The organism is Photobacterium piscicola, assembly GCF_900166965.1.
Taxonomy (GTDB): domain Bacteria; phylum Pseudomonadota; class Gammaproteobacteria; order Enterobacterales; family Vibrionaceae; genus Photobacterium; species Photobacterium piscicola.
The window spans coordinates 555,996-581,789 of sequence record NZ_FUZI01000001.1; the positions used below are offsets into that span (position 1 = coordinate 555,996).

Consider the following 25,794-nt stretch of genomic DNA (forward strand, 5'->3'; position numbering starts at 1 on the left):
AAATGTTTTCTTAATTTTTTATTCTATCATAAAAGCGGATAATATAACTTATAGGTGTTAAAAGTCATATTTAATGGTTTTAACAGGCTAATAGTATTAACTATGGATATAAAACACAATATTTATAATTGCTATTTATCTGATAAATAAAAGATAATCGTTTAATGATATAATTATAAATTAATAATAAACAGGAATATACTCAATAAGCACGTATTATGTTGTCAGAGATTGTTTTTTATCAATAATTGAGCGTATATGACGTGATTTTGACAGTGGCTATTCTTCATTTTGAGTATCTATATATAGCTGATGTTGTGATGAGAAAGAAAGAAAGAAAGAGCGAGACGCTCTTTCTTTTCATATTAATTATCGTAGTAATAATGATTACTTTTGAAAAATTTCAGTAAACTCGCGCTTCATTGGTGGGTTACGACGCGCTTTTTTCAATTGCTTACACATGTCTTTTACGCAGTTAGCTAATACTTTATCAAGCATTGATGCTTTGTATTCCGCTTGCTCTTCTGCACTCATATCTTCTGGGAATTTGGTCTCTTGCATCTCACCAAGAAAATCAACGCCAGAGTAGCTTTGACTTAATGCAACTAGGGAGTGGAATTGCTCAAAATTATCCAAAACATTTTGTGCGCTTGCTGGTAATGTATTCCATGCTTCACGTGATGTAGGCTCTGATACCTTATAAACGTTTACAAGCATATCAATCAACTCTGCTGGCACTTCTTCAAATGTGACTACTTGGCGAAGTTCTGGAGAACAGTCATCTAATGTATATACTGTCTCTTCGATGATTTGCTCTTCGTTATTATTAATTTCAGACATAGTTTTTCCTAACGCATTGTGTTTTGATAGGAGGAATCCTATATTCCTACTGATAAATGTCAATATATGATTATAAAAGTCATAATAAAATTTATTTTAGTGAATAGTCATGGTGTAATCACGCTGTTAAGTTTTTTTTTTATAAAAAAAATATATGGCATGAAGAATGCAATATGTTTTATATTGTATGGTTACAATCGTAAAGGATTTAATATGGGAATGATGCGGATTTTAATTGCCGATGATGTCGCCAGTGAACGACTATATTTAGCGGCATGTCTAACAAACCTAGGTCATCATGTTAAGTCAGTATCATCAGCCGCGGAGTTATTGAAGTGTTATTCAGCATTTCAGCCTGATCTGTTATTAGTTGATATTGAAATGCCGCAACAAAATGGCATTGAATTAGTACATACAATTCGGCATCAATATCCAGAGTGGGTGCCCGTAATTTTTCTAAGTGGTATAAATGATCCTCATATTATTGCAAAAGCTATTGATGTTGGTGGGGATGATTATTTAGTTAAACCTGTAAATCCTATTATATTAGCGGCGAAAATGCAGGCAATGAGCCGTATAGCGGTGATGAGGCAGCGGTTAGAGCATACAACAACACAGTTACAGAAAGTAAATAAATTATTGTTAGAACAAGCAAATAAAGATCCATTGACGACACTTGCTAATCGTCGGTATCTGGATCAAAAATTAACTGAATTTATTGCGTTACATGGTCGAAATAATTTGCCGTTGACGATTATTTTACTCGATGTTGATTTTTTTAAGCTCTTTAATGACTATCAGGGACATATCGAAGGTGACAATTGTCTTAAATTATTGTCATCATGTTTGAAAAAAACATTCAATAGAGCGGGGGAGATTTGTGGTCGCTATGGTGGTGAAGAATTTATTATCTTAATTTGTAATTGTAATGAAAAACAAGCAATTAAAGAGTGTCAGCGTTTAAAAAATGCGATAAAGAAGTTAGCGATACCACATAGTCATTCATTAATTAGTGATCAACTAACTGTAAGTCAAGGGGCGATTTCATGGGTTCCAACGGGCTTAGAATTAGTTGAACATTTATATCAAGCGGTTGATACATTATTATATCAAGCGAAGGATAATGGACGAGATCAATTTGTCACTGCGGAATATCCATATTCTTTAGTGAGTCATAATGAAAACTAACTTTTACTTTGCTGTGGTCAAAAGTCATGATTTTGAGAGCCTAACTACTTGCTGGTAAAGATAAATGTGCTAATCTTCTAAGAGTATTTTGACACTGTATTGTAGTAATGGCTTTTCAGTGATGAGTGTCGAGATCTTACGTTTATGAATAAAGCCATTGGGTGAGATGAATAGGATGATCATGGATATGCAATTAACAGAACAACAGGCTCGAGTGATTGGTTGCTTACTTGAGAAAGAAATTACTACTCCAGATCAATACCCATTAACGCTTAATGCGTTGACGACAGCATGTAATCAAAAATCAAGTCGTGAGCCTGTAATGGCGCTCGATGAAGCAACAGTACTTGATACAATTGAAGAACTGAAAGAAAAGCGGATGGTGAGCGACGTATCCAGTTTTGGTAGTCGTGTTTCTAAATTTCAGCATCGTTTTTGTAATACTGAATTTGGTTCATTACAGTTCACTAAACAAGAACTAGCAGCCATGATTGTATTGCTATTACGTGGCCCGCAAAGTGCTGGTGAAATTCGTACTCGAACTAACCGGTTATGTGATTTTGCTGACACACAAGAAGCTGAAGCGGTATTAGAGCTATTGGCATCGGCAGATAAGGGACCTTATGTTGTTAAGTTACCTAAAGAATCAGGAAAACGTGATTGTCGTTATGTGCACTTACTCAGTGGTGATATTGATATTGACAATTACACGCCAGCTAAATCGGTAGTAGCGAGTAGTGCTATCAATGAAGAACGAATTAACGCATTAGAATTAGACGTTGAACAATTAAAGCAACAACTCGTTGAATTACAATTAATGTTAGAATCATTAACAGAGTAGTTTCTATTATTTAAGAATACTGGTAGATTGTCTCGCCAGTTTTGCTGTAGCTTTGATTGTTTATATAGGCTCAACATTGTATGTTGGGCCTGTTTATTTTGGGGCCAGTTATTATGTCAACCACTCCTTGGTTTGTTTATCTTATTCGGACCCATAAAGGGATGCTTTATTGTGGCGTTACTGTTGATGTTTGTCGTCGTTTTGAAGAGCATCAACACAGTAAAAAAGGGGCCAAATATCTCAAGGGAAAAGGGCCTTTAACATTGATGTGGTCACAGCAAGTGAACTGTAAACGTGATGCGATGCAGTTTGAATATCATATTAAAAAACGATTAACAAAAGCACAAAAAGAAGATCTCATCCAACAAGATATATCGTTATATACATTGTTTTCAGATTAAGACGATATTCATATTTTTTGTGCAGACAATAAGCGTATGTGCAAATATTTGCACTTGTTATTTAGTAATAATTTAAAGGGTTACCCATGGCGATCAGTGCCACTATATATAAAGTAAACATGAACGTAGCAGACATGGATCGCCATGTTTATCTTGATGGTCAACATACTGTTGCTTGTCATCCATCAGAAACATTACAACGCTTCATGCTGCGAGTGCTTGCTTGGGGATTAAATGCAGATCCAGAATTACAATTTACTAAAGGTGTAAGTTCTGCAGAAGAGCCTGATTTATGGACTAAAAACTTAGTTGATGAAATTGAATTATGGGTAGAGTTGGGTTTACCTGACGAAAAACGTATTCGCAAGGCGTCACACCGCGCCAAGAAAGTGATTGTTTATGCTTATGGTGATCATGCTGCTCCTGTATGGTGGCAAGCGAATAAAACCAAAATTAATGCATTAAGTAATGTATCTGTAGTCTTTATTCGTGATGAAGAATTAAAAAGCCTAGAGACATTGGTTGAGCGTTCAATGCAATTGCAGTTAACGATTGAAAGTGAGCAAGCGTGGTTAAGCGACCAACATGGCACTAGCATTGCTATTTTACCTGAATGGTGGCAACGCTAATCGTTCTCGTGAGATAAATAGGCGATAATTGGATGAGTGGAGTAAGTATAAGCTTGCTCCACTTTTTTATGTTCAAAATAGCATTGTGTATTTTTATTGAGTACGACAAAGCCATCCTTGTTGATATGTTATACATTAGTGTCTGGTGTTTAGGATATTAAAATACGACTTATTATGGGATTAATATTTTGCATATTAGCAATCCGCAAATTATTATTTAATTTTTCGTTATTGAAAGACAATCTTTAACGTTATATTTTATTATAAAGGCTCATTATTTTAATAGCCTATGTTTTAAATATAATCTATTGATACAAAGGGATTGATTATGTCTTCAGGAATTTATCGTTCAGCTAAAATCATTTGGGATTATCATTTATTGCAACAATCATTAGTAAAAAGTGATTGTTTGTTTGTACTGTGCAGTAATGATATTAGAGTTGCAGAATATGCCGCTCAATTATTTATGAAAGGCTATGCACCTTGTATTGTGTTCTCTGGCAATGTTGGTGAACTTACTCAGGGTTTATTTCCATGCGCAGAAGCTGAACATTTTGCGAATATTGCTCGTGAAATGGGGGTGCCAAATGACTGTATTTATATTGAGCCTGTAGCGACAAATACTGGCGAAAATATAATTAAAACGCGTGAGTTACTCATGGAGAAAAACCTTGATCCTCAGCGATTTATTTTGGTTCAAAAGCCATTCATGGAACGTCGAACGCTCGCTACATTTGAAAAATTGTGGCCAAATAAAACAGCACAAGTAACATCACCGTCATTAACATTTGATGAGTTTGCGAATGATGTGATTAGCTATGGTGATATGATCAATGTGATGGTAGGGGATTTACAACGTATTCGTTACTATCCCACATTAGGTTTTTCAACTGAGCAAGTTATTCCTGCTGAAGTATGGCAAGCTTATGAAAATTTAGTCGCGGCAGGTTTTGATGAACATTTAGCTGCAGAGATTCCTCGATAGTGAATCATACGTAAATAAAAAGGCGTGTTTCTTTAGTTAGGAAACACGCCTTTTTGTAGAGTATAACATCATAAAGTAGTAATGACTGCGTTGTGCGGATTAACCTGCAGCCACGTTATCTTCAGGATAACGCAGTAATGTTGGTTTTGGACGCGCTAACATATAAGCCAGTGTTAGTGGGCCAAGACGACCAATAATCATCACGATGATAATGATATATTTACCCGGTTCCGACAGTGTTGCCGTTAAGCCTGCGGTTACACCAACAGTTGCAAAGGCTGAAATAGTTTCAAACATCACCTCATAGAAAGGTGCCTTCTCTGTTAGCATTAGTGCAAACATCGCGATCAACAATACAATGCCACTCACCACAATAATGGCTAATGATTTTGTTACTGTTTGATTTGATATTGTACGCTTAAAAAGTACAACACGATCACGCTGCTTTAAGAATGACCACGTAGCTAAAATAGCCACAACAAAGGTAGAAACTTTAATACCACCACCGGTTGATGTCGGACCTGCACCAATAAGCATTAATAGCATTAGGACTAATAAACCGGGCTCAGTAAACGCACCAATATTGACACTATTAAAGCCAGCGGTACGCACTGTTGCTGATTGGAAGAATGCAGCCAGCCATTGTCCTGAAGTATTCAAGCTTCCAAGTGTTTGCATATTATCGTGTTCAAGTAACCAAATCATCACCGTACCTGACAATAATAATATGGGTGTTGCAATAATCATTATTTTTGAATGCAGTGATAAAAAATGGAAACCACGATGTAAATTGCGTTGTAAATCTGAAATAACAGTAAAGCCTAAACCACCTAAGATAAATAACATCGCAACAGTAATGATTACTAATGGATCATCAACATATTGAGTTAAGTTATCTGAAAAAAGTGAGAAACCGGCGTTATTAAACGCTGAAATAGCATGGAAAACGGCAGTAAAAAGCCCTTTATCCCATCCCATCATTGGTACCCAGCGTAGTGATAGAAAAAAAGTACCAATTAATTCACAGACAATAACAAAGATAATAATGTGCTTAACGAGTAAACGAATATTGATGAATTTTTCTTGCCCGAGTTGCTCTTTTGTTAGCGATTGTTGGCGTAGGCTAACGCGTAAGCCAAACATATATAACAAAACAGCAGATAAGGTCATTTGTCCAAGACCACCAATCTGCATTAAGATCATCAATAATACTTTACCACTGGTGGAAAAGTGAGTCCCAGTATCGACAACACCTAATCCCGTAACACTGATAGCAGATGTTGCGGTGAATAAAGCATCAACAAAACTGAGTCCTGATACAGAAAAGACGGGTAATGTTAATAAAATTGCGCCAGGGATCAAAATAGCCAAAAAACTAAAGATGATAATTTTTGGCTCAGACCACCGTTTATCGCGCTTATTTGTTTTTATTGGGACATACATTGTCCGATTCGGGATAAAACTCATAACTTTCTTAATGTTTCTGATAGTACATCTTCAGGACCAGTAATAATAAGGATATCACCAACTTGCATTTCCATATCCATATCAGGAGCCTTACGTACTTCAGGGCCACGTTTAAGTGCTAAGACTTGTGTTTCATCGCTGCTTGCACAAGGATGTTTCGAGATAGGTTTACCCATATTACGAGCTGTAACTACAACTTCAGCTAATGAAATACCACTGCCTAATTCTGAAAATTCAAAGACACGTTTATCGAGCATGTTACGTGCAATACGAATACCCATATCCAGTTCAGGTCTTATGATTTTATCAGCGCCAATTTTTGAAAGGATTTTACAATGTGGAGTATCTTTGGCTTTGACCCAGACCGTTTTTACACCGGCATCTTTTAGCAAGAGGGTAGTTAATATATTGGCATTAATGTCATCACCAATAGCAACCATGACTAAATCATAATCATCAAGTTTTAATTCTGCAATAGTCGCTTCATTTGAACAGTCAGCAACGACAGCTTGTGTTGCAATATCTGCGGCTTGACGAACACATGTTTCATTAATATCTATAGCTAATACTTGTGCTCCACGTTCGCTAAGCTCTTCACACAGAGACATACCAAAGCGGCCAAGGCCAATAACAGCAAACTGCTTGTCTTCAGGATTCATTTTTTTTCCCCACATTACTTTAGTGTAATGCTTTATTTGTTTTGTTGTTGATTGTAAAAACATTAAGTTAACAAATTAGCCATTACTATGCTATCTGAGCGTCCTTGTCGTTATGTCATTTTGTGTTATGACGATATACATAGAAACATCAAATTCCAGTTAGATATAATTTTTCGGATATTGCTCGCATTTTTTAGGTAATTCAAGTTAGTGAATCATGCTCATTGTTTATGATTTATTTTATAAAAACAATAGGGTGACCGTAACTATTTGATTGAAAATGTTTTTTATTGATTATATAAATTTTACTTAATCTAAGTATTGAAAATAGTAATCTTATATTTAGCTCTAAATATGATATTTACATAATATATGCTGAATTATCAGCCTATATAATACGGTCTTTTATTATTGATAATAGTGAAAAAGAAGGACTATATAGGCTCTATATTTAGTTTAAATTAAAATAAACGTAAATAACCATTATTTTGTCAACGGTTAGTCAGGGAATAAAAAAACTTTACTAGACGTAAACAACTAGTTTGTTTTTTTACAAATATACGCGAAGATTCTTGCAATAATAAAACCACAAATCAGACCACCGGTATTAGCTGCTAAGTCAAGCCATTCACCAAAACGATGAACGTAAGGCTGAATTAATTCAATCGCACCACTCCAACAAAAGAAAAATACAGCGATCCATTGCCAATGTTTCGGTTTAACAAAAGCCACCGCAAACATTAGTGTTGCATAAGCAATAAAGTGGTGGGTTTTATCTGTTCCTGAGACCGTGGGTAATTCTGCTTGCGGTGTTAAAGATAAGACAGTAATTAAAGCAAGGATCAAAATGCTAATTAGTTTCCAATGCGAGTAAAAAAATTGGCTAAAGCGTGACATAGTCGATAAGTCTCATAAGAAAATATTCTATAAATTATATCTTTGCTGATCGGTGATAACAACTGTAATACTGCAGGGTGGTCTATGCTAGGAAGAATGCGATAACGGTTGTATCAAATTTATTTATATTAGTATTAAGAATAATTGAATAGAGAATAACAATAGTAACATTCTATGATAGGAGGATATTGTTAGTTTAGATGGTATTAGGTATGGCTAAAGTTCATATATCTCAATTATTTTATACCTTTCAACGAACGTTATCTGTCATGGTTGTTGGTGAAGCAATCGAGGCCAGAACCTTTAAAAAAGATCGTGGTATTTTAGTATTAAAGCTAGATGCAAAAAATTTCGTATTTAAGCAATTTGGTTTTGATTCTCAAACATTGACGCTCAATAATGTAAGTTTACTCAAGCAGTTAAAAAAATCGATTATAAAAGAGTTCCCGCGTAGCAATATGGCATGGATTGTTCATTTTGAGGGAGTAACGTCTCTTGAGTCACTCACAGTCGCTCATCATCCGCAACAATGCTTGTTTTAAATAAAAAAACGCTTAATCATGATGATTAAGCGTTTTTAGTACACTATTTAAGATATCAATATTAGTTATAGTGTTGCTTTTATCCATACCATACGGTGATCAGAAGAAACGTCTTTACCTTTGCCTTTTGTACCAATTCGATCATCATTAACAAGTAAGCGACCTTGTTCGTCATGTGCTGGCCAATATACGCCAGAGTCAACGATAGTCATATTATGAGATGGAATAGCATGATCGACTTGTAAACCAAAGTTACTGGTTAAGCGGTTAGGATAAGGGTTATCTTGACGACATTCTTTATCACTGTAGCAACTTTCAGCGCCTAAACTCGTTGGCGTTAATGCTCCATCACTTGCCTGTTGGTTAACACGATGATGCATTAATAAGCTTTCAATGGTTTGGCGATAACCATCACCAGCATAGGGATCGGCATTTAAATCACCAACAATCACAAATTTTTCATCTTCCGCAAGGCCACCCGTTGTGCCTTTATCATCATAAATAAAGTCACCACTTGTAATGTAGTTATTCCAGAATTGGATTTCATCACGGTTCTTCATTTTATTATTTTGAGTCACGGTATCAAATACAGGAGGGGTTGGGTGTGACATCAAAATATGAATAGTTTGTTCACCATTCGCTGTTGGAATAATGATGGGTGCATCTACGTGATTTTTTGATGATAAGCGTAGTTGCTGCCATTCATCAGCAGTGTACCATTTATCACCACATTCCATCCCTTTAGGAATGGGGTTTTTAGCATCATTACAATTGGTGATTATTGGGTTTTCAGCTGAAGGTAGATCTTTCCATTTAAAGGTTTGGAATGTACGTGTCTTTGCTGTATCAATTTTATATTGAGACATCAATGCGAAGCCGTATTGGCCGTGATAGACACCAAATCCCCATGCATCATTGGGGCCTGAATTTACTTTGCCATCATTATTAAGGTCTAAGCCACTCATTAAACCGGTGTTAGTGGCATAGCTTTCAAAAAAAGGATATTTAATGGGGTCTAATGTATCGCCACCAGTAATGCTGTTAGGACTTTGTCCAATGGATAAATAATTATTTTGAAAGCCAGTCAATGCCGCTGTATTTTCACCCGCTCCATCATTATTAAATTCAGCTAATAAAATAACATTTGGGCGTTTTGTTTGAATAATTGCCGCGACATTACGGATTTGAATAATTTTAAGTGCTTTGTCTGTTTGGGCACTAGTTAGCGTCTTGGTGTTAAAACCATCGATTAATATTTGTTGTTCTGCTGGTGATGTTTGCATTTCATCAACCAGTTGTTCAAAACTATTACGATCAAACGAAAGATTAAAAGTTGCGACAGTGACATCGTTAGCTGTAGGTGTAATGTCATTGGTATTATGATTATTACACCCAGCTAATAATGCTGAAGTAATGGCAATCGCAGCAAGACGTTTAATTAATTTCATAAATAATCTCAGTAATTTAGCAACACGCTGTTCATTGGAGGAGAGCGTGCAGTATACTGATGGTTTTATTAATAATAGTGATCGCTATAGCACTTCCTTGCAATTAATACGCCCATGGTATGGGGAAATTAATAACTCTGGAACTAAGATCAAAATATGATTAAACGTTATTTATGATTGGTTAAGCTATGTGCTGCAGTTGTTAATGCTGCATCTAGTTCTGCATTAGTGATTCTGTTGACAGCTAGATCAAAATTATCATAAAAACTAGGAATAGAGAGCGATGCTTTCACAATTCCTGCAAAGTAAGGTGCTGAGTTAACTGCTGCTGTTAATACAGTGTTAGCGCCACCAGGACCCGGTGATGTTGCCAATAATAACATAGGTTTATTTTGGTAAACTTTAGGCTCAATGCGTGATGCCCAATCAAATAGGTTCTTATATGCAGCAGTGTATGAACCATTATGTTCTGCAAACGATATAATAACGGCATCAGCTTCAGCTATACGATTTAGGAAGTCTTGTGCTAGTGCTGGAATCCCCGTTTCTGTCTCACGATCAATACTATAAAGCGGCATTTCGAAATCATTAATATCTAAGATATCCACATTTGCATCCGTAACTAATGATGCGGCATATGTTGCGAGATGTTTATTGATTGATTGACGGCTGCTACTTGCTGCTAAGGTCAATAATTTCATTTAAGTTCCTTGTAACGTACATTACGTTGTTATCAATAATAAGGTTAGGTAATAAATCCCTAAGTGCGTGGATTAAGTGTATATTAGTGTCTAAATATAATTAATAGCATAAAAGTGTTTTAACTATTTCCATATGACTAATAATAAATTGTTTGATGGTATTGTCGTCTTTGTTCAAGTTATAAAAAGTAGGGGCTTTGCCGCTGCTGCGGAGGCTTTAGGGCATTCTAATTCTTATATAAGTAAAGAGATCAATAAACTTGAGGCTCGTTTAGGGGTTCGTTTATTGAATCGTACGACACGATCTATCGCGTTAACGCCTGAGGGCGAGGTCTATTATCAAGAGTGTTTGCAATTGGTCATGGATGCTGAACAGGCGCTGGGTTTGATGTCACAAAATAGTGTAAACCCTAAAGGTACACTTAAAATAAGTTGCCCTGTATGGTTAGGATCTCAATATTTACAGCAGGTATTTAGTGAGTTTTTAACGCTGTATCCAGAAATGCAGTTAGATATAGACTTGAGTGATAAAACAGTGGATGTTGTTGCTGATGGGTATGATCTTGCTATTCGTGCTTCAGCGATGTTAGCGGAATCGAGTTTAATTTGTAAACGCCTTTTTAGTTGTAAAATTCATACAGTGGCATCGCCTGAATATTTACGCCAATATGGCACGCCAACACACCCATCTGAATTACATCAACATCATTGTCTTTGCTACAGTAACTTAAAACAGGCCAATCGCTGGCAATATACCGATGCGGAAGATAAAGTCTTTAATGTTGATGTTCAACAAAAGTTACGCTGTAATAATACGCCGATGACTGTGGCAATGGCTGTGGATGGCATGGGTATTTGTCACGTGCCTGCTTTTTATATTGAGCCACAATTGCAACGTGGTGAATTAACGATTCTATTGTCTGAATTTGATAAGACATTGGTGAATGTGTATGTTGTTTATCCAAGCAGAAAACATTTATCAGCCAAGGTAAGGCGATTTATTGACTTATTAGAAGGTAGAATGAGCAATTAACAGTAGCTTAAGTATTTAGACGTAAAATTTTACATTATTTACCTTTTATTTTTACGTTTTAGTGATATTTTCTAGCGCTTAATAAGCTTATTTGTATATTATTTTAAAATAGTGATTTTTTAGGAAATGGATAACCATAATGAATAATGAAATTCGCCTTCGTGCCTTAGAACAAACTGATTTACGTTTTATTCATCAGCTAAACAATAACCGTGCTATCATGTCTTATTGGTTTGAAGAGCCGTATGAGTCATTTTATGAGCTGGAAGAGCTATATCGCAAGCATATTCACGATAGCACTGAGCGACGTTTTATTGCTGAAAATAATGATAAAGAGTCAATTGGACTGGTTGAATTAGTTGAAATTAATAGTATTCATCGCAGTGCTGAATTTCAGATCATCATTGCTCCTGATTTTCAAGGTAATGGTTATGCGCGCGCATTAATTAATCGTGCGTTGAATTACGCCTTTACTATTTTGAATCTACACAAAGTTTATTTGCATGTAGCAACAGCAAATGAAAAAGCCATTTATTTATATGAAGAATGTGGTTTTATTGAAGAAGGCCACCTAGTAAAAGAAATCTTTATTAATGGGCAATACACTGATGTAAAACGGATGTACATGCTTCAAGATGAATATCTTGCGAGTCGTAGCAAATAATTGTTATCACCCAGACAGTGCAATATTGTCTGGGTGATTTAGACCAATGGCTGCATGAGAATAAAGTTATACCGTTTCATAATGTGATGACGGTGTTGATGGCTCTGATTGCCACAATGGTTTCTTTTTCATGACTTGTGAAAAAATAGGATCTTGATAATGCTGCTCTAGCCAAGTTTTTAATTTAGGGTAGGGAGCGTGGCGAAACCATTGTCGCTCAACATGAGAAAATTGACGAATAAAGGGCAAAATAGCGTAGTCAGCTAGGCTTGGGTGATCACACATAAAGAAACGGTGTTTATTTAATCGTAACTCAAGATCATCGAGAAACGATTGGCATAAATGACGGTAAAGCGCACCATCTGGATTGTGGTAGCGTATATTTGCTTTGTAGTGTTCTAATGCAGCAATATATTTACAATCATTACGCGCAATAAGATTGATCATATCAGTGAATAAATGCGTGCTATCAGCTAATAATAAATTGTGCGGATCGTGCTGATTTAAAGCCCATACCATAATTGATAAGCTTTCATCAATATAATCACCATTACTTAAGACTAATAGCGGAACGGTCCCTTTTGGCGTAATGCTAAGCATTTCAGCGGGTTTATCTGTGAGTGAAATATCACGTATGTCTATTTCTTGCTCGGCAAGTCGTAGGCCTAACCGCGCTCTAATGGCATAGGGGCATTGACGTAGCGTGTACAGTATTGGTCGCGTCATTTTATCCCTCCGAAAATTCCGTCCTTAATGGGGTAAGTTTAGTGCAAATCTTGATAATTGATAAATTTAACGTATTCAACTGTATTGTTATTAGAGATAGTGATACTACTATTTGCACATGCTTATTTTCATTATTCACTACCGCTAGATATATCATGTAGCGAATATTATAGAGGAATATTATGAGCGATTTGTTGATAGCAAGCAGACTTGAGCAATATCGTCAGCGTCAATATGATGCTTTTATGCAGCAACCGATGCCGATGGTTGAAGATCGTATCGCTGCCCTAAAAAAAGTAAAACAATTAATCATTCAGCATCAAGCTCAGATTTGCGAAGCGATTGCGGCTGATTTTGGTTGTCGCTCTGCAAGTGAAACCGCATTATTAGAAATATTTACGTCTTTAGAATCGATAAACGATGCAATTAAACATGTAAAGACGTGGATGAAGCCTCAGCGTCGACATACTTCTTTATGGTTCAAACCCGCAATAAACAGTGTTATTCCACAACCTTTAGGGGTTGTCGGCATTATTGTTCCTTGGAATTATCCGCTTTTTTTGACTATTGCACCGATGGTTGCCGCACTCGCTGCAGGTAATCGTGTGATGGTTAAAATGTCAGAAAATTCTCAACATCTATGTCAGCTATTACAACAATTATTTGCGGCTGATTTTAGTAATGATCATATTTGTATTGTTGAAGAAGAAGGGCAAACAGGGATTGCTTTTTCACAATTAAAATTTGATCACCTTATTTTTACGGGTTCAACGACCACAGGTAAGGCTGTTATGGCAGCAGCTGCTACTAATTTAGTGCCTGTGACGTTAGAACTTGGTGGTAAATCGCCGGTTATTTTGGTCGATGATTATGATGTGAAGATAGCATTATCTCGTATTCTGGGTGGTAAGGTTTATAACAGCGGTCAAACCTGTGTTGCTCCTGATTATATGTTGATCCCACAAGCATTAGAAGGTGAGGTAATTCGTCAAGCTCAAGCTATTATGGCACAGCGGTTTACCGATATTTCCCACTCTGACTATACCTCGATTATTGATGACGCTTCTTTTTGTCGTTTATGTGATACCACTCAAGACGCGATTGAGCTGGGGGCAACGGTGGTGAATTTGATCCCTCAGTCAGAGCCCAATTCACAACAACGTAAATTTCCGTTACAGCTTGTTTGTCAACCAACAGACGCGATGGTAGTGATGCAGCGTGAAATCTTCGGGCCATTATTGCCAATAGTGACTTATCAAACACTTCAACAAGCCTTGGACTATATTAATGCGCGAGAGCGACCATTAGCGCTGTATTTATTCAGTAATGATAAAGCGGTACAGCAGCAAGTATTAAACCAAACGCGTTCAGGTGGGGTTGCAATCAATGATGTTATGTTACATGTCGCGCAGGATGATTTACCTTTTGGTGGCATAGGCCATAGCGGTATGGGACATTATCATGGTCGAGAAGGGTTTGAACAGCTATCAAAAATGCGTCCAGTAATGCATCAAGCAGCGATAAGTTCAACTAAATATCTCTATGCACCTTATGGAAAAATCGGTAAACGGTTAATTAACTTTATTATAAATAGAAAGCTATCTCGATATGAATGAGCAAATAACAATAACGTATGTCGGATTTTGGCCTCGAGTATTAGCTAGCTTGGTTGATACTGCTATTGTCGCTTTGATTACAGCGCCACTTATGTATCTCGCGTATGGTGAAATGCACCCATCTACCGATAGTTTTGCTATTGGACCGATGGATATAATGATCAATTATTTATTACCGTTTGTGGGGGTGATTTTATTTTGGATTTATAAATCAGCCACACCAGGGAAAATGGTCATTAAAGCGCAGATAGTTGACGCTAACACTGGTAACAAACCCAGTGTGAAACAATCGGTGATACGTTATTTAGGCTATTTTGTGTCAACTATTCCCTTGGGATTAGGTTTAATGTGGGTTGGCTGGGATAAGAGAAAGCAAGGCTGGCATGATAAATTAGCCAATACTGTTGTGGTTAACTCATTATAATAGAACAATAAAGCTATCGATGTCATACAAGAAAGCCCCTGCTGATAATATCAACAGGGGCTTTCTTTATTCTCAATACAGTAAGAATTACTTCTTAGTGTAAGCTGAGATGATCACCATTTGCACACCGTCAGCACGACCTTGGATGTGAAGTGGGTTATCAGTCAAGCTGATGTTACGTACTGGCGTACCACGCTTGATAACCATGCTTGAACCTTTAACTGGTAGATCTTTAATGATAGTTACGCTATCACCAGCTTGAAGGATTGCACCGTTCGCATCACGAGTAGGGATTGAAGCTTGTTCTTCTTCAACAAGACCTTTTTCAGCCCATTCTTTAACGTCATCTTCTAAGTACATCATGTCAACGAGATCCATTGCCCAATCAGTTTTAGTTGAAAGACGCTTAAGCTGGCGATATACCATAACTTGAACAGCAGGAACCTGACTCCACATGGTGTCGTTTAGACAACGCCAATGGTTTTCGTCAGTAGTTTCTGGATTTTCAAGCTGACCACGGCAAGTATCACAAAGTAGTACACAGCAACCCGCGCTCTTGTCTTCAGAAGCAGGAACAGCGTATACCGCTAGATTGTTTTCAGAAGAACATAGCTCACATTTTGATTCACTACGCGTTTTTAATGCTTGTTCGATAGTCATGGGAATTGTCCATTGATTTATTGTGCCAATATTATGCCGTTCTATTGTACAGAAGAAAAGCAAACATGTCCCTGATCACGAAATTTATAGTACAACAGACTGTTTAATATCCAGTGTGCTTTGTTTCATTAACCGAATTGGTTGGTTGTTGTTTCATATTTAACAATATAGATACAGAGAATATAAATAAGATAGTGTCGCAACTTATATAATATGTGAGGTAATGTTCTTTACAGTTACATGAAAAAATGAAGCTTATCGCAGTGCGCTTGTTTCGATCTTTGCCTGCAACATGTTAAGAGTAAACTATCGCGATTACTATTAAGTTTAAGGGAAAAGGATGTTCCAGTATAAATACAGTGTTTTGATGTTAGCGATTGCTGCAAGTATAAGCACGCCAGTATGTGCATCATCAGATACAATAGTTTCACCTTACGTTGTTGGTGGTCATGATGTTGATACTAATACTCCAGCGAGTGAAAATTTTATGGCATCACTCCGCAATAATAAAGATGGAGAAACCCCTTTTTGTGGCGCGACGATTATCAATGATCAGTGGGTATTAACGGCGGCCCATTGCGTGGTAAAAGGAAGTGGTGAAAGCGCGATAGTAATGGCTCCTTCAGATATTACTATTACGGCAGGATTAATTGATAATAGCTATCCACAAAAAAAACATATATTTTCAGCTACGCATGTGGTGATACACCCCGCTTATAGTCCAGTAGCAGTGATAAAAGAGACAACAGTTAATGATCAAGTGATCACTGAAATTGTTAGTTCGGCATTGGATAACGATGTTGCTCTAATTCGGGTAAATCGTAAGTTTGTTGATTTAGGTAAGGTTGCATTATCGACCTTATCGCAAACACAGTTGATTGAGGAACAGCTAAAACAAGAATGGGAACAAGCCAATAATCCTATTCCTACAGACCACCGTCCTGAAAATATTACCGTTTTAGGGTGGGGAGCAACGACAATAGAGGGAAGTAAGCCATCAAAAACACTTAAACAGGCTAAGTTGAGTTTCTTCCCTATTAATCTTTGTTATGAGCGTATTGAGTCTAATGATAACCCGGGCTTAATTATTGATAGCCCAGCAAATATTACTAAATTATGTACATTACCACCTGTAGTTATTGCCGAGCTTACTGGTGCCGATGCTTGTAATGGTGACAGCGGAGGTCCTATTTTTGCTATTGATAGTGAGGGCAATCAGTTACAGGTAGGTATTGTCAGTGGCGGTACGACAGGTAATCCTGTTTGTGGTTCAATGACTAGACCAGGTTTCTATGCTCGTGTAGGAAACTATACTGATTGGATTGTTGAAAACAGTAGTAAAGTGCCGACATATCCTATAACACCTCCTGATTTTCTTAATGATAAATACGGCGATCAAGATGGTGGTGACACAGGTGGTGGTGATACAGGTGGTGGTGACACAGGTGGTGGTGATACAGGTGGCGGTGACACAGGTGGTGGTGACGCAGGTGGTGGTGACACAGGAGGCGGTGACACAGGAGGCGGTGACACAGGTGGTGATGGGTGCAATGACAGCATTTCAGCGAATAATTGTAATATAGGCAAAGATAGTGATGGTGGCGGTAGTTTCGGTTTTATAGGCTTATTATTACTTTGTTCAAGTGCGTTTTTTAGACGTTTAAGAAAGTAAGCAGAGGATTGTAACCGAGTCAAGTGAGTGTTGATGAGGTTCTAATTGTAGATTGAGACGTTATTGATGTGGAAAGTGGCTTTTTAGCTACTTTCCATTTTTTTTATAATTTAAACAATATATTGCTTTTTTCAATATTAAATTTTTATAGTGCAGGCTCTCATTTCTCAAAAGAGTACAAAGATACTTTTGTGGTTATTGTTGGCTTGAAAAAAGCGTCCAAATCGTATGTATAACTTACATTTTTTTAACAACCAAAGTGCTTTAAATAATAAATAAAGTAAAAATAAGTTTTATCTATTTAGTTATTAAATTTATCAATATTGATTTTTTAAATATTTTAACTTTAATATCAATGTTTTATATTTTTATTTTGTTTTTGGTAATATATTTTCGATCAATAATATAATGTTTTATTATTTTATCCACTAAAATGCATTTATCCACAGAAGCTGTGCATAACTCTGTGGGAAATTCGCTAAAGCTAGATTTGGTGCAGCCTCTGGTAAAGTCAACAGATAGTTAATTGAATTTTGTTAATAACTATAAATTTATTGATTTAGTTCAATGATCAAACAGAAAGCGTATTTTATGTATTTGGCATTCAAATAAAGTTTAATATTTAAAATATAAAACGAAGGAAAAAAATTATTCTGAGTGGAATGTTGAATATTTGTTTCTAATTAGGAAGGGAATTATTTGCTTATAGGATTTTGTTTCATAGTATAAAAAAACCTATACCATAGAAGAATTTAGAAGCAAAATAGTGTGATCTGTGCTTTGAAATGGCGGATATTTTTTTATTTTAGGCGATGAAATAATTATATTGAGCGGCTATCCATTATTGATGCAGTTATTGGTAATGGCTTCATTCCTTTACAATAGAGTCAGGTATGTCACTCTCAATTGTTCAACGTACTATTGCTGGATTTACTCTAATGCTGGTACTTATTCTCCTCCTTGGAGGTATAAGTTATGGTAATACCGATAGAATCCATAGCCGATTACAACATGTTACTGAAGTATCAACACCTATGGTTATTTCAGCAAGCCAATTATTGGCAAGTTTGCGAGAAAATCAATTGAAGGTAATTGACTATCAAACGACCACCAATATTGGAGTGTTGGCTATAAAAAAGGCTGATGTTCAAAAAGCAGAACATGACTTTAGATTACTAGAGCAGCAAGCACAGCATTATGCGGTTGACTCAAGAGCAAAATCTGAATTAGCAACGGCATTAATAGCTGCTAATGCTTTTTTTACTTCATCAAATACTGCTATTGAACGTTATGATCAATGGCTAGCGGTTAAACGCCAACATCAACGTTTAAATCTTGAATTTATTCACCTTGAAGATACTTACCAATCAGCAGCTAACCTTCTTATTCAAAGTGCCAGTCATAAACGTTCATTGCGAAATCGTGTCGAATTAATTACTAGTGGTATTAGCCGAGATTTAAAAAATGTTCGTCGAGCGACGCCTCAAACTGATCTTAAAACATTATCGGCGGTGCTCACAAAAGATATTGAGATGGCGACACAGGGTATTGCAAGGATTGATATTGCTGAGGATGTTAAGGCACGTTATAGCAAAAATCTAAATCGTGTTTATGCGCTTACATTAGGGGCGAATAGCATGTTAGAGGTGATGGCTAAGCAACATTTATTAGCTTCACAGTTAGCCGTTTTAAATGAAAAATCAAACCAACAGGTAACAGCGACTCAACAGGCATTAACCGTATATATGGAATATGCACAAGCCAACGCTAAAGCAAGCCAACAAGCGGCGGATGAAGCGGCAAATCAAGCCATTCTAAGTATTATTATTGCCGCACTGGTATCAACGATGATTGCTGCTGTTATCGCGATCACTACTGCAAAACGTATTCACACACCGTTGGTGAGAATTAATTCAGTTCTAAAGAAAATGACTGAAGGGGATATGACACAACGTACAAATTATCATTCTGGATGTGAGTTTGGTGCGTTATCGCGATCGATTGATCAATTATCTATCAGCATGGCCGATATTTTAACTCAGATTCATATTGGCTCTGCGCATTTGGTATCAGAAGCGAACAAAACTGCGACGACGAGCGAAAAAGCGATGAATAGAGTTGAAGACCAAAAATCGCGCACGGATCAAGTTGCAGCGGCTATTTCAGAGTTGGAAGTGAGTGCAAAAGAAATATCACGTTCATCAGAACAAACCGTGGCTGAAGTCGATGAGGTGAATCAAGCGGCACAACAAGGACGAGAATTAGTCTTAACGAGCCGAACGATTACCGAACAACTTGCAGTAGAAATGACGGAAGCTGTTGCTATTACTCAAAAATTATCTGAATTCTCTAACAATATTGGCAGTATATTAGGTGTCATTCGTAGTATTGCTGAACAAACCAATTTATTAGCACTTAATGCCGCGATAGAAGCAGCAAGAGCCGGTGAACAAGGTCGTGGTTTTGCTGTTGTTGCTGATGAAGTACGGGCCTTAGCTAATCGAACGCAGCAGTCAACAGAAGAAATTCAACGAATGATAACTAATTTGCAGCAAAATGCGTTGCAGGTGTCACAGGTTATGACGCGTTCACAAATACAAACTGAACAATGTGTAGAGCAAGCTCGTTCAACGGATGTTGCTTTACAGACAATCGTTGATCGTATGCATCTTATTTTAGATATGGCGATACAAGTTGCTCATGCAACGGAAGAACAGATCTCAGTGAGCCAAGATGTTTCTGAGCATATTAATGGTATCGCGGCTGTCGCATATAACGCAGAAAATGAAGCGAGAGAATCTGCGCAAAGCAGCGAAGCATTATCGCAACTGGCTGCTCAACAACGTCAATTGATTGAACGCTTTAAGGTCTAATTATGCAAAACTCACATATTGTTCAACGTACACGCTCAGCATCTAATAGCATCATCAAAATGGTATGCGGTGGAGTGTTATTAATCCCAAGTTTAGTTTTGGCGAATACACAATCAATCAGCGGTCAGGTTATTATTGATTCCTGGCGTAACGATAATGCTATTTGGGATAAAACAATCATTCCAGCGTTTAATCAGCATTACCCTAATATTAAAGTGACATACCGATCACCAGTCGATCCATCAACATTTAATCAACAGCTAGATAAAGATCTTGCGCAAGGAACTGCGGGTGATCTTATTGCTTGTCGTCCATTTGATGGATCATTGGCACTCTTTCAGCAAGGGCATTTTAGTGATATTACTGAAATGCAAGGCATGGAGAATTTTCCCAGCTTTGCGTTAGGCCCATGGCAAACAGATTCAGGAGCTCAAACATTTTGCTTACCTATGGCATCGGTTATTCATGGATTTTTTTACAATAAAACTATTTTTTCAGAATTAAAACTTCAGGTGCCAGCAACGACTGTTGAATTTAAACATGTACTTGAAAAAATCAAACAAAGCCAACGTTATACACCTATTGCTTTAGGCACCAAAGACAAATGGGAAGCCGCAACGATGGGGTTTCAGAATATAGGTCCTAATTATTGGCAGGGTGAAGATGGGCGCTTAGGCTTAATTCAAGCACAAGCACGTTTCTCTGATAGCCCATATCTGAACACTTATCGCGCTTTAGCCAATTGGACACCGTATTTAGGCAGTAATTATCAGCAACGCAGTTATGCTGAAGCTATTGAGTTGTTTAAAAACGGTCAGGCTGCAATTTATCCAACAGGTTCGTGGGATATATCTACTTTTGCTAACAGTGTCGATTTTGGTGTTTTTCCACCTCCAGTCGTTAACAAAGGAGATGAATGCTATATCAGTGATCATACCGATTTGGGGATGGGACTAAACACTAAATCAGAGCAAAATGCAGCAGCAACGGCATTTCTACAATGGATGACAACCGCTGAGTTCGCAGAATTATTAACAAATGGTATTCCTGGGTTTTTCTCGTTATCTAATCACTTTTTCGATGTTAACCATCCTATTGCCAATGAAATGATGATGTGGCGTAACAGTTGTGATTCTACCATTCGTAATTCAGCTCAAATTTTATCGCGTGGCAAACCCGATTTTGAATTGCAATTATGGGAAACCAGTGTGGGAGTACTAAATGGCACCATGACCCCAGAAGAAGCGGTAATGACGGTACAAATGGGTTTAAATAGTTGGTATCAACCACAACGTGAAGCGAAGACCTTAGCTGAAATGTGCCAAGCACTAACACTACCCATAACGGTTTCCCCACCAGTGGTTAATAATTCGTTGTAGTTAGGATGGGCTTAATTGAGTCAACAATCACTTATTTGAATTGGCTAACTATACGGAGAATAACGTGATTGTTGATGCATGGTTGATATATACAGGTTAAGCATATTACTATGCTGATGTTTTTCTTTTGGATGATTTATTGTGTCAAAAATATTAGTTGTTGATGATGATATACAGTTGTGTGAATTGCTGACTGAAGTGCTAGAAGATGAAGGTCATGATGTCAGTTGTGTTCATTGTGGTGAGTCAGCAATTGAGTATCTACAAAATAAAGGCGTCGACTTAGTTCTATTGGATGTGATGTTACCTAATCTTGATGGAATGCAAGTTGCGCGTCGTATTTGTCAGCGGTTTGCGACCCCTATTTTGATGTTAACCGCATTAGGTGATGAAGCAACCATGCTTGATGGTTTACAAGCAGGGGCAGATCATTTCATTACTAAACCGTTTAAAGTACCTGAATTATTGACGCGTATTAGTGCTATTTTACGGCGTGTAGGGCTTGAACGTCAGCGTCATAATATTCGCTCTGGTGAAGAAAATATGGCAGCAGAAATGTCACGTTTACCATTAACTAGCACAGAAGCGGAATTATTAGAGTATTTAATCAAGCATGATGGGATTGTGGTATCAAAGGCCGAATTACAAAAACAAGTGCTTAAAAAAGAATTAAGTCCATTTGACCGTAATCTTGATATGCATATAAGTAATATACGCCGTAAAATTGTATTAGCGGGTATGTCTAAGTTACATATTAAGACCGTGCGTGGCCGAGGTTATAGTTATACCGAAAGTGTTAACCAGTAAATTAAAGGATCATTAAGTGGAAAGCCTTTCCCAGCGTAAAACGTGGTATAAACCGCATCAACAACATGGCTTGGTTGTACGACTTTTTTCGTATTTTACGGTGAGTTTATTATTAATATTACTGTTGCAAAATTTAGCTGAAATTGCCTTAGTTAAAACAATGCTGCACGTACCAATGAAAGTGCAGCAAAATATACGAGTAATGGCAGAGCAAGCCCAGCAGTTAATTGATACAGGTAATAAACAACAACTGGGTCAATGGGAAAAGCAACAACCTTATTACTTATTTGTGTTAGATAAAGATCAACATGAAATGGGGGATAGAAAAATGCACCCTCATTTTGCTTTCAAACTGACTTATGCCCGTGGAATTAATGCTATTTTAGATTCTCGTGTTAATCAGCCTATATTTGCGATCCCTCTAAAAGATGGCAATCAGCTAATGGTGCAATTACCGTATCAATTACATCCTGCCAAATATTTTTCATTTTATTTTGGATTAATTCAGGTCGTGATTGCCGCATTAATTCTTTTGATGTTTTCATTTCTTATTGCTCGTTATTTACAGCGTCCATTAAATACTTTGCGAGAGGCGAGCCGTAGCCTTGCGAGTGGTGATTTTTCTGTAAGGGTAGCCAATACAGTGAGTGATAGCACCATTGAATTTAAATCACTTGCTGCTGATTTTGATGAAATGGCCGAAAAGATTCAGATGCTATCAGAACGTCAACGCCGCCTAATTCGTGATGTATCACATGAACTACGTACTCCATTAGCTCGGCATAACTTATCATTACATTTAATGAGAAAACGGGTTGCGTCTGAACATCAACATCTTGTTGATAGATTAGAGCGTGAAGCTGAAGAGATGAATCAATTGGTCAATGAAATTTTAGAATTTAATCAGCTTCAAAATACCACCGATAATGCGCACTTGATTCCAATTGATGTTGAGAGTTTATGTTTAACCACTGTGCCCGATATTGAGGCTCTATTAGGGGCACAACAGATATTAACTATTGGTATTGATAATGATATACCGATGGTACGAGGTGACAGTCGGTTGATAGTTCGAGCTATCAGTAACTTATTAGGAAATGCGATTAAATATGCGGGGAAAAATGCGCATATTAGTCTTAACTTAGCGCTGGTGGATATCGAAGGGCTGCAATTTGTACAATTGAGTGTCGAAGATGATGGTCATGGTATAGCACCACAACATCTTAAACGGATCTTTGATCCATTTACTCGTATTGAAGGTGCTCGAGATAAACAATCAGGAGGTTATGGGCTCGGTTTAGCGATTGTTAAAGAAGCAATGACGGTAATGAATGGAACCGTGAAGGCGAAGAATCGTCACCCTCATGGCTTGATAATTCAATTGTTATTACCAGTAATGAATAAATAAGAATATCATTTGAATAATTATTACTTATTGAATGTAAAGATGAAATTTATAGTTTAGTTTTTGTAGATTGGTTATATAGTTATTAATCTATTTTGTCGATTAAGTGATTAATTAATGCACTGCTTTTTAAAAAAGAATAGATAATGATTATTTTTGTGTTTTTATGATGTGTATTTTTCATTAACAACACAAAATATTCTGATACATGATATTGATTTAAATCAAGGTATTTGTTTTTTTTGTGATTTAGTTATTTTGATTATTCTGCATAGGTATATATTGCTGGCGGAAGTTTTCAAAAGAGTAATATCATGATTAATAAGAAATATATAAAAAAAGCAATTGTGAGTGCAGTAGCATTAGGTATCGTTGGCTATGGTGTAATTGTATACGCTGTGCATAAAGAAGATGTCACTTTAGCGAATAAACGCTTAGATGCTTTATCATTACATAATATTGATGATCTATCCGCACAAGCGATGCGATTATTAGCTGAAAAAGGCTGTGCAGATTGCCATACGATCAATAGCCCATTGCCTTTTTATGCTAAATTGCCAGGTGCGAAACAAACGATGCAAGCAGATATTGATAAAGCTAATCAATCGTTTGAACTTGCTCCTGTTGTACAGGCAGTTGAGCAACATCAAGCAGTAAATCAAGTCGCGCTTGCTAAATTAGAGTTTGTTCTTAACAATAACTCAATGCCAATTCCTAAATATTTAGCTATACACTGGCCATCAGCATACCTCAACAGTGCTGATCGACAGTTGCTGTTAGATTGGATCAAACACCAACGTCAACAATATTATCCAAACCCAACTGCAGCACCACAGTTTAAGAATTTGGCTATTCAACCAATTCATACCGTATTTAAAACAGATCCAGCGAAAGTTGCATTAGGGTTATCGCTTTACAATAACATCCACTTATCAGCTAATAATAAGTATGCATGTTCAAGTTGCCATTCTATCCATACTGGTGGTACCGATAACTTACCAACCAGTTTAGGTATTAATAATCTTAATGATCCTATGAATGCGCCAACCGTTTATGATTCTGCATTTAATATGAGTCAGTTCTGGAATGGTCGTGCCGCAGATTTGGCTGCTCAAGCGGCTGGCCCTATTTTTAATCCCGTTGAAATGGGATCAAAAAATTGGGGCAATATTATAGCTAAACTTAAGCAAGATCCTCAGTTAGTTAAATTATTTGATGCCTCGTATAAAGACGGTATGACAGGGGCAAATATCACCAATGCGATTGCTGAGTATGAGAAAACATTGATCACGCCTAATAGCCGTTTTGACCAATACTTAGAAGGTAATTTAAGTGCATTATCACCTGAAGAAATTGAAGGTTTTAAATTATTCTTAAAAACAGGCTGTCAAACTTGTCACGTAGGTCAAAGTATGGGCGGGCAATCATACGAGAAAATGGGTGTTTATAGTAGCTTCTTTGGTAACCTTAAGGGTAAGCATATTGAGGGTGATAAAGGGCGCTATTTAGTTACTCATAATGAAAAGCAAATGCATTATTTTAAAGTGCCTAATTTACGTAATATAGCAATAACTGGGCCTTATTTCTCTGGTGGTCGCGCAGCGACATTATCTGAAGCGGTTAATGCAATGGCGAAGTATCAGTGTAATACTGATTTTACACCAAAAGACACCAAAGCGATGGTTGCTTATCTGAAAACGTTAACAGGTGAATATCAGGGTAAAATGTTAACTAACCTTAATTGCCATGATGTGAATGGTCAGCAAGTGTGTAATAGTGCGAAAGATCAAGTTTGGAAACAAGTGACAGGACGTAAATTGCCTACTGAAATGCCGCTTAACTAAAATTAATATTGATAATAGCCGCCACGTTATATGGCGGCTTTTTTGCTTTCGGACTTAAAATATTAGGCTTTTACGCCACCATAAATATAAAAA

The 25,794-nt window shown here is 37.0% G+C and carries 24 protein-coding genes; 16 read left to right on the forward strand and 8 right to left on the reverse strand.

The annotated features are described in order from the left end of the window. Positions 1-387: 387 nt before the first annotated feature. Positions 388-840 (reverse strand): DUF3069 domain-containing protein, encoded by a 453-nt coding sequence (locus CZ809_RS02520; RefSeq protein ID WP_080155858.1) that lies wholly within the window; start codon positions 838-840, stop codon positions 388-390. 213 nt (positions 841-1,053) lie between these two features. Between CZ809_RS02520 and CZ809_RS02525 the strand changes: the two genes are divergently transcribed. From CZ809_RS02525 to CZ809_RS02545, 5 genes are all read left to right on the forward strand, one after another. Beyond that, positions 1,054-2,028, forward strand: a complete 975-nt coding sequence (locus tag CZ809_RS02525) for a GGDEF domain-containing response regulator (RefSeq protein ID WP_080155859.1) — start codon at positions 1,054-1,056, stop codon at positions 2,026-2,028. Between the two features lie 181 nt (positions 2,029-2,209). Then, positions 2,210-2,869, forward strand: coding sequence for a YceH family protein (locus CZ809_RS02530; RefSeq protein ID WP_162841590.1), 660 nt, complete (start codon positions 2,210-2,212; stop codon positions 2,867-2,869). 113 nt (positions 2,870-2,982) lie between these two features. Beyond that, entirely contained in the window at positions 2,983-3,270 is a 288-nt protein-coding gene (locus CZ809_RS02535) for a GIY-YIG nuclease family protein (protein ID WP_080156538.1), read from the forward strand. Between the two features lie 86 nt (positions 3,271-3,356). Beyond that, positions 3,357-3,899, forward strand: a complete 543-nt coding sequence (locus tag CZ809_RS02540) for a YaeQ family protein (RefSeq protein ID WP_080155861.1) — start codon at positions 3,357-3,359, stop codon at positions 3,897-3,899. A 328-nt stretch (positions 3,900-4,227) separates the two neighbouring features. Continuing rightward, complete coding sequence (locus tag CZ809_RS02545; RefSeq protein ID WP_080155862.1) at positions 4,228-4,884, forward strand: YdcF family protein; 657 nt, start codon at positions 4,228-4,230, stop codon at positions 4,882-4,884. Positions 4,885-4,983: 99 nt separating this feature from the next. Here the strand turns inward: CZ809_RS02545 and CZ809_RS02550 are convergent, their stop codons facing one another. The 3 genes from CZ809_RS02550 to CZ809_RS02560 form a co-directional block, all read right to left on the reverse strand. After that, entirely contained in the window at positions 4,984-6,351 is a 1,368-nt protein-coding gene (locus CZ809_RS02550) for a TrkH family potassium uptake protein (RefSeq protein ID WP_080155863.1), read from the reverse strand. Further along, complete coding sequence (locus CZ809_RS02555) at positions 6,348-7,010, reverse strand: potassium channel family protein (protein WP_080156539.1); 663 nt, start codon at positions 7,008-7,010, stop codon at positions 6,348-6,350. Before CZ809_RS02555 ends, CZ809_RS02550 begins: the two co-directional genes overlap by 4 nt. Positions 7,011-7,547: 537 nt before the next feature. Then, positions 7,548-7,907 (reverse strand): VanZ family protein, encoded by a 360-nt coding sequence (locus tag CZ809_RS02560; RefSeq protein WP_080155864.1) that lies wholly within the window; start codon positions 7,905-7,907, stop codon positions 7,548-7,550. A 212-nt stretch (positions 7,908-8,119) separates the two neighbouring features. Here CZ809_RS02560 and CZ809_RS02565 point away from each other — a divergent pair, with 212 nt between their 5' ends. Next, the gene (locus CZ809_RS02565; protein WP_144396137.1) at positions 8,120-8,449 is read left to right on the forward strand and encodes a hypothetical protein; all 330 of its coding nucleotides are present in this window, start codon (positions 8,120-8,122) and stop codon (positions 8,447-8,449) included. A 65-nt stretch (positions 8,450-8,514) separates the two neighbouring features. On the opposite strand, the gene CZ809_RS02570 is transcribed toward CZ809_RS02565, so the two are convergent. Both CZ809_RS02570 and CZ809_RS02575 read right to left on the reverse strand, forming a co-directional pair. Further along, on the reverse strand, positions 8,515-9,897 hold the full coding sequence (locus tag CZ809_RS02570) for an endonuclease/exonuclease/phosphatase family protein (RefSeq protein WP_080155866.1): 1,383 nt from the start codon (positions 9,895-9,897) through the stop codon (positions 8,515-8,517). Positions 9,898-10,064: 167 nt separating this feature from the next. Continuing rightward, positions 10,065-10,598 (reverse strand): NADPH-dependent FMN reductase, encoded by a 534-nt coding sequence (locus tag CZ809_RS02575; protein WP_080155867.1) that lies wholly within the window; start codon positions 10,596-10,598, stop codon positions 10,065-10,067. 133 nt (positions 10,599-10,731) lie between these two features. Between CZ809_RS02575 and CZ809_RS02580 the strand changes: the two genes are divergently transcribed. Together CZ809_RS02580 and speG are read left to right on the forward strand one after the other, a co-directional pair. Then, on the forward strand, positions 10,732-11,631 hold the full coding sequence (locus CZ809_RS02580) for a LysR family transcriptional regulator (RefSeq protein ID WP_080155868.1): 900 nt from the start codon (positions 10,732-10,734) through the stop codon (positions 11,629-11,631). Positions 11,632-11,770: 139 nt separating this feature from the next. Then, on the forward strand, positions 11,771-12,295 hold the full coding sequence (gene speG / locus CZ809_RS02585; RefSeq protein ID WP_080155869.1) for a spermidine N1-acetyltransferase: 525 nt from the start codon (positions 11,771-11,773) through the stop codon (positions 12,293-12,295). A 66-nt stretch (positions 12,296-12,361) separates the two neighbouring features. Here speG and CZ809_RS02590 read toward each other — a convergent pair whose 3' ends face one another. Then, positions 12,362-13,021, reverse strand: coding sequence for a glutathione S-transferase (locus CZ809_RS02590; RefSeq protein WP_080155870.1), 660 nt, complete (start codon positions 13,019-13,021; stop codon positions 12,362-12,364). Between the two features lie 182 nt (positions 13,022-13,203). Between CZ809_RS02590 and CZ809_RS02595 the strand changes: the two genes are divergently transcribed. Further along, positions 13,204-14,637, forward strand: a complete 1,434-nt coding sequence (locus CZ809_RS02595) for a coniferyl aldehyde dehydrogenase (protein WP_144396138.1) — start codon at positions 13,204-13,206, stop codon at positions 14,635-14,637. Further along, positions 14,630-15,061, forward strand: coding sequence for an RDD family protein (locus CZ809_RS02600; protein ID WP_080155871.1), 432 nt, complete (start codon positions 14,630-14,632; stop codon positions 15,059-15,061). Before CZ809_RS02595 ends, CZ809_RS02600 begins: the two co-directional genes overlap by 8 nt. Positions 15,062-15,148: 87 nt before the next feature. On the opposite strand, the gene CZ809_RS02605 is transcribed toward CZ809_RS02600, so the two are convergent. Next, positions 15,149-15,721 carry a PhnA domain-containing protein gene (locus tag CZ809_RS02605; protein WP_065176687.1) on the reverse strand — a complete coding sequence of 191 codons (573 nt, stop codon included), beginning with the start codon at positions 15,719-15,721 and terminating at the stop codon, positions 15,149-15,151. A 340-nt stretch (positions 15,722-16,061) separates the two neighbouring features. Between CZ809_RS02605 and CZ809_RS02610 the strand changes: the two genes are divergently transcribed. The 6 genes from CZ809_RS02610 to CZ809_RS02635 all read left to right on the forward strand — a co-directional run bounded on the left by CZ809_RS02610 (position 16,062) and on the right by CZ809_RS02635 (position 25,701). Further along, the gene (locus CZ809_RS02610) at positions 16,062-17,393 is read left to right on the forward strand and encodes a trypsin-like serine protease (protein ID WP_080155872.1); all 1,332 of its coding nucleotides are present in this window, start codon (positions 16,062-16,064) and stop codon (positions 17,391-17,393) included. A gap of 893 nt (positions 17,394-18,286) precedes the next feature. Then, positions 18,287-20,266 carry a methyl-accepting chemotaxis protein gene (locus tag CZ809_RS02615; protein WP_080155873.1) on the forward strand — a complete coding sequence of 660 codons (1,980 nt, stop codon included), beginning with the start codon at positions 18,287-18,289 and terminating at the stop codon, positions 20,264-20,266. 59 nt (positions 20,267-20,325) lie between these two features. Next, positions 20,326-21,645, forward strand: a complete 1,320-nt coding sequence (locus tag CZ809_RS02620) for an ABC transporter substrate-binding protein (protein ID WP_080156541.1) — start codon at positions 20,326-20,328, stop codon at positions 21,643-21,645. Positions 21,646-21,786: 141 nt separating this feature from the next. After that, on the forward strand, positions 21,787-22,452 hold the full coding sequence (locus CZ809_RS02625; protein WP_080155874.1) for a response regulator transcription factor: 666 nt from the start codon (positions 21,787-21,789) through the stop codon (positions 22,450-22,452). Positions 22,453-22,468: 16 nt separating this feature from the next. Continuing rightward, on the forward strand, positions 22,469-23,860 hold the full coding sequence (locus CZ809_RS02630) for a sensor histidine kinase (protein WP_080155875.1): 1,392 nt from the start codon (positions 22,469-22,471) through the stop codon (positions 23,858-23,860). 311 nt (positions 23,861-24,171) lie between these two features. Next, on the forward strand, positions 24,172-25,701 hold the full coding sequence (locus tag CZ809_RS02635) for a cytochrome c peroxidase (RefSeq protein ID WP_080155876.1): 1,530 nt from the start codon (positions 24,172-24,174) through the stop codon (positions 25,699-25,701). The last annotated feature ends 93 nt before the right edge of the window (positions 25,702-25,794 follow it).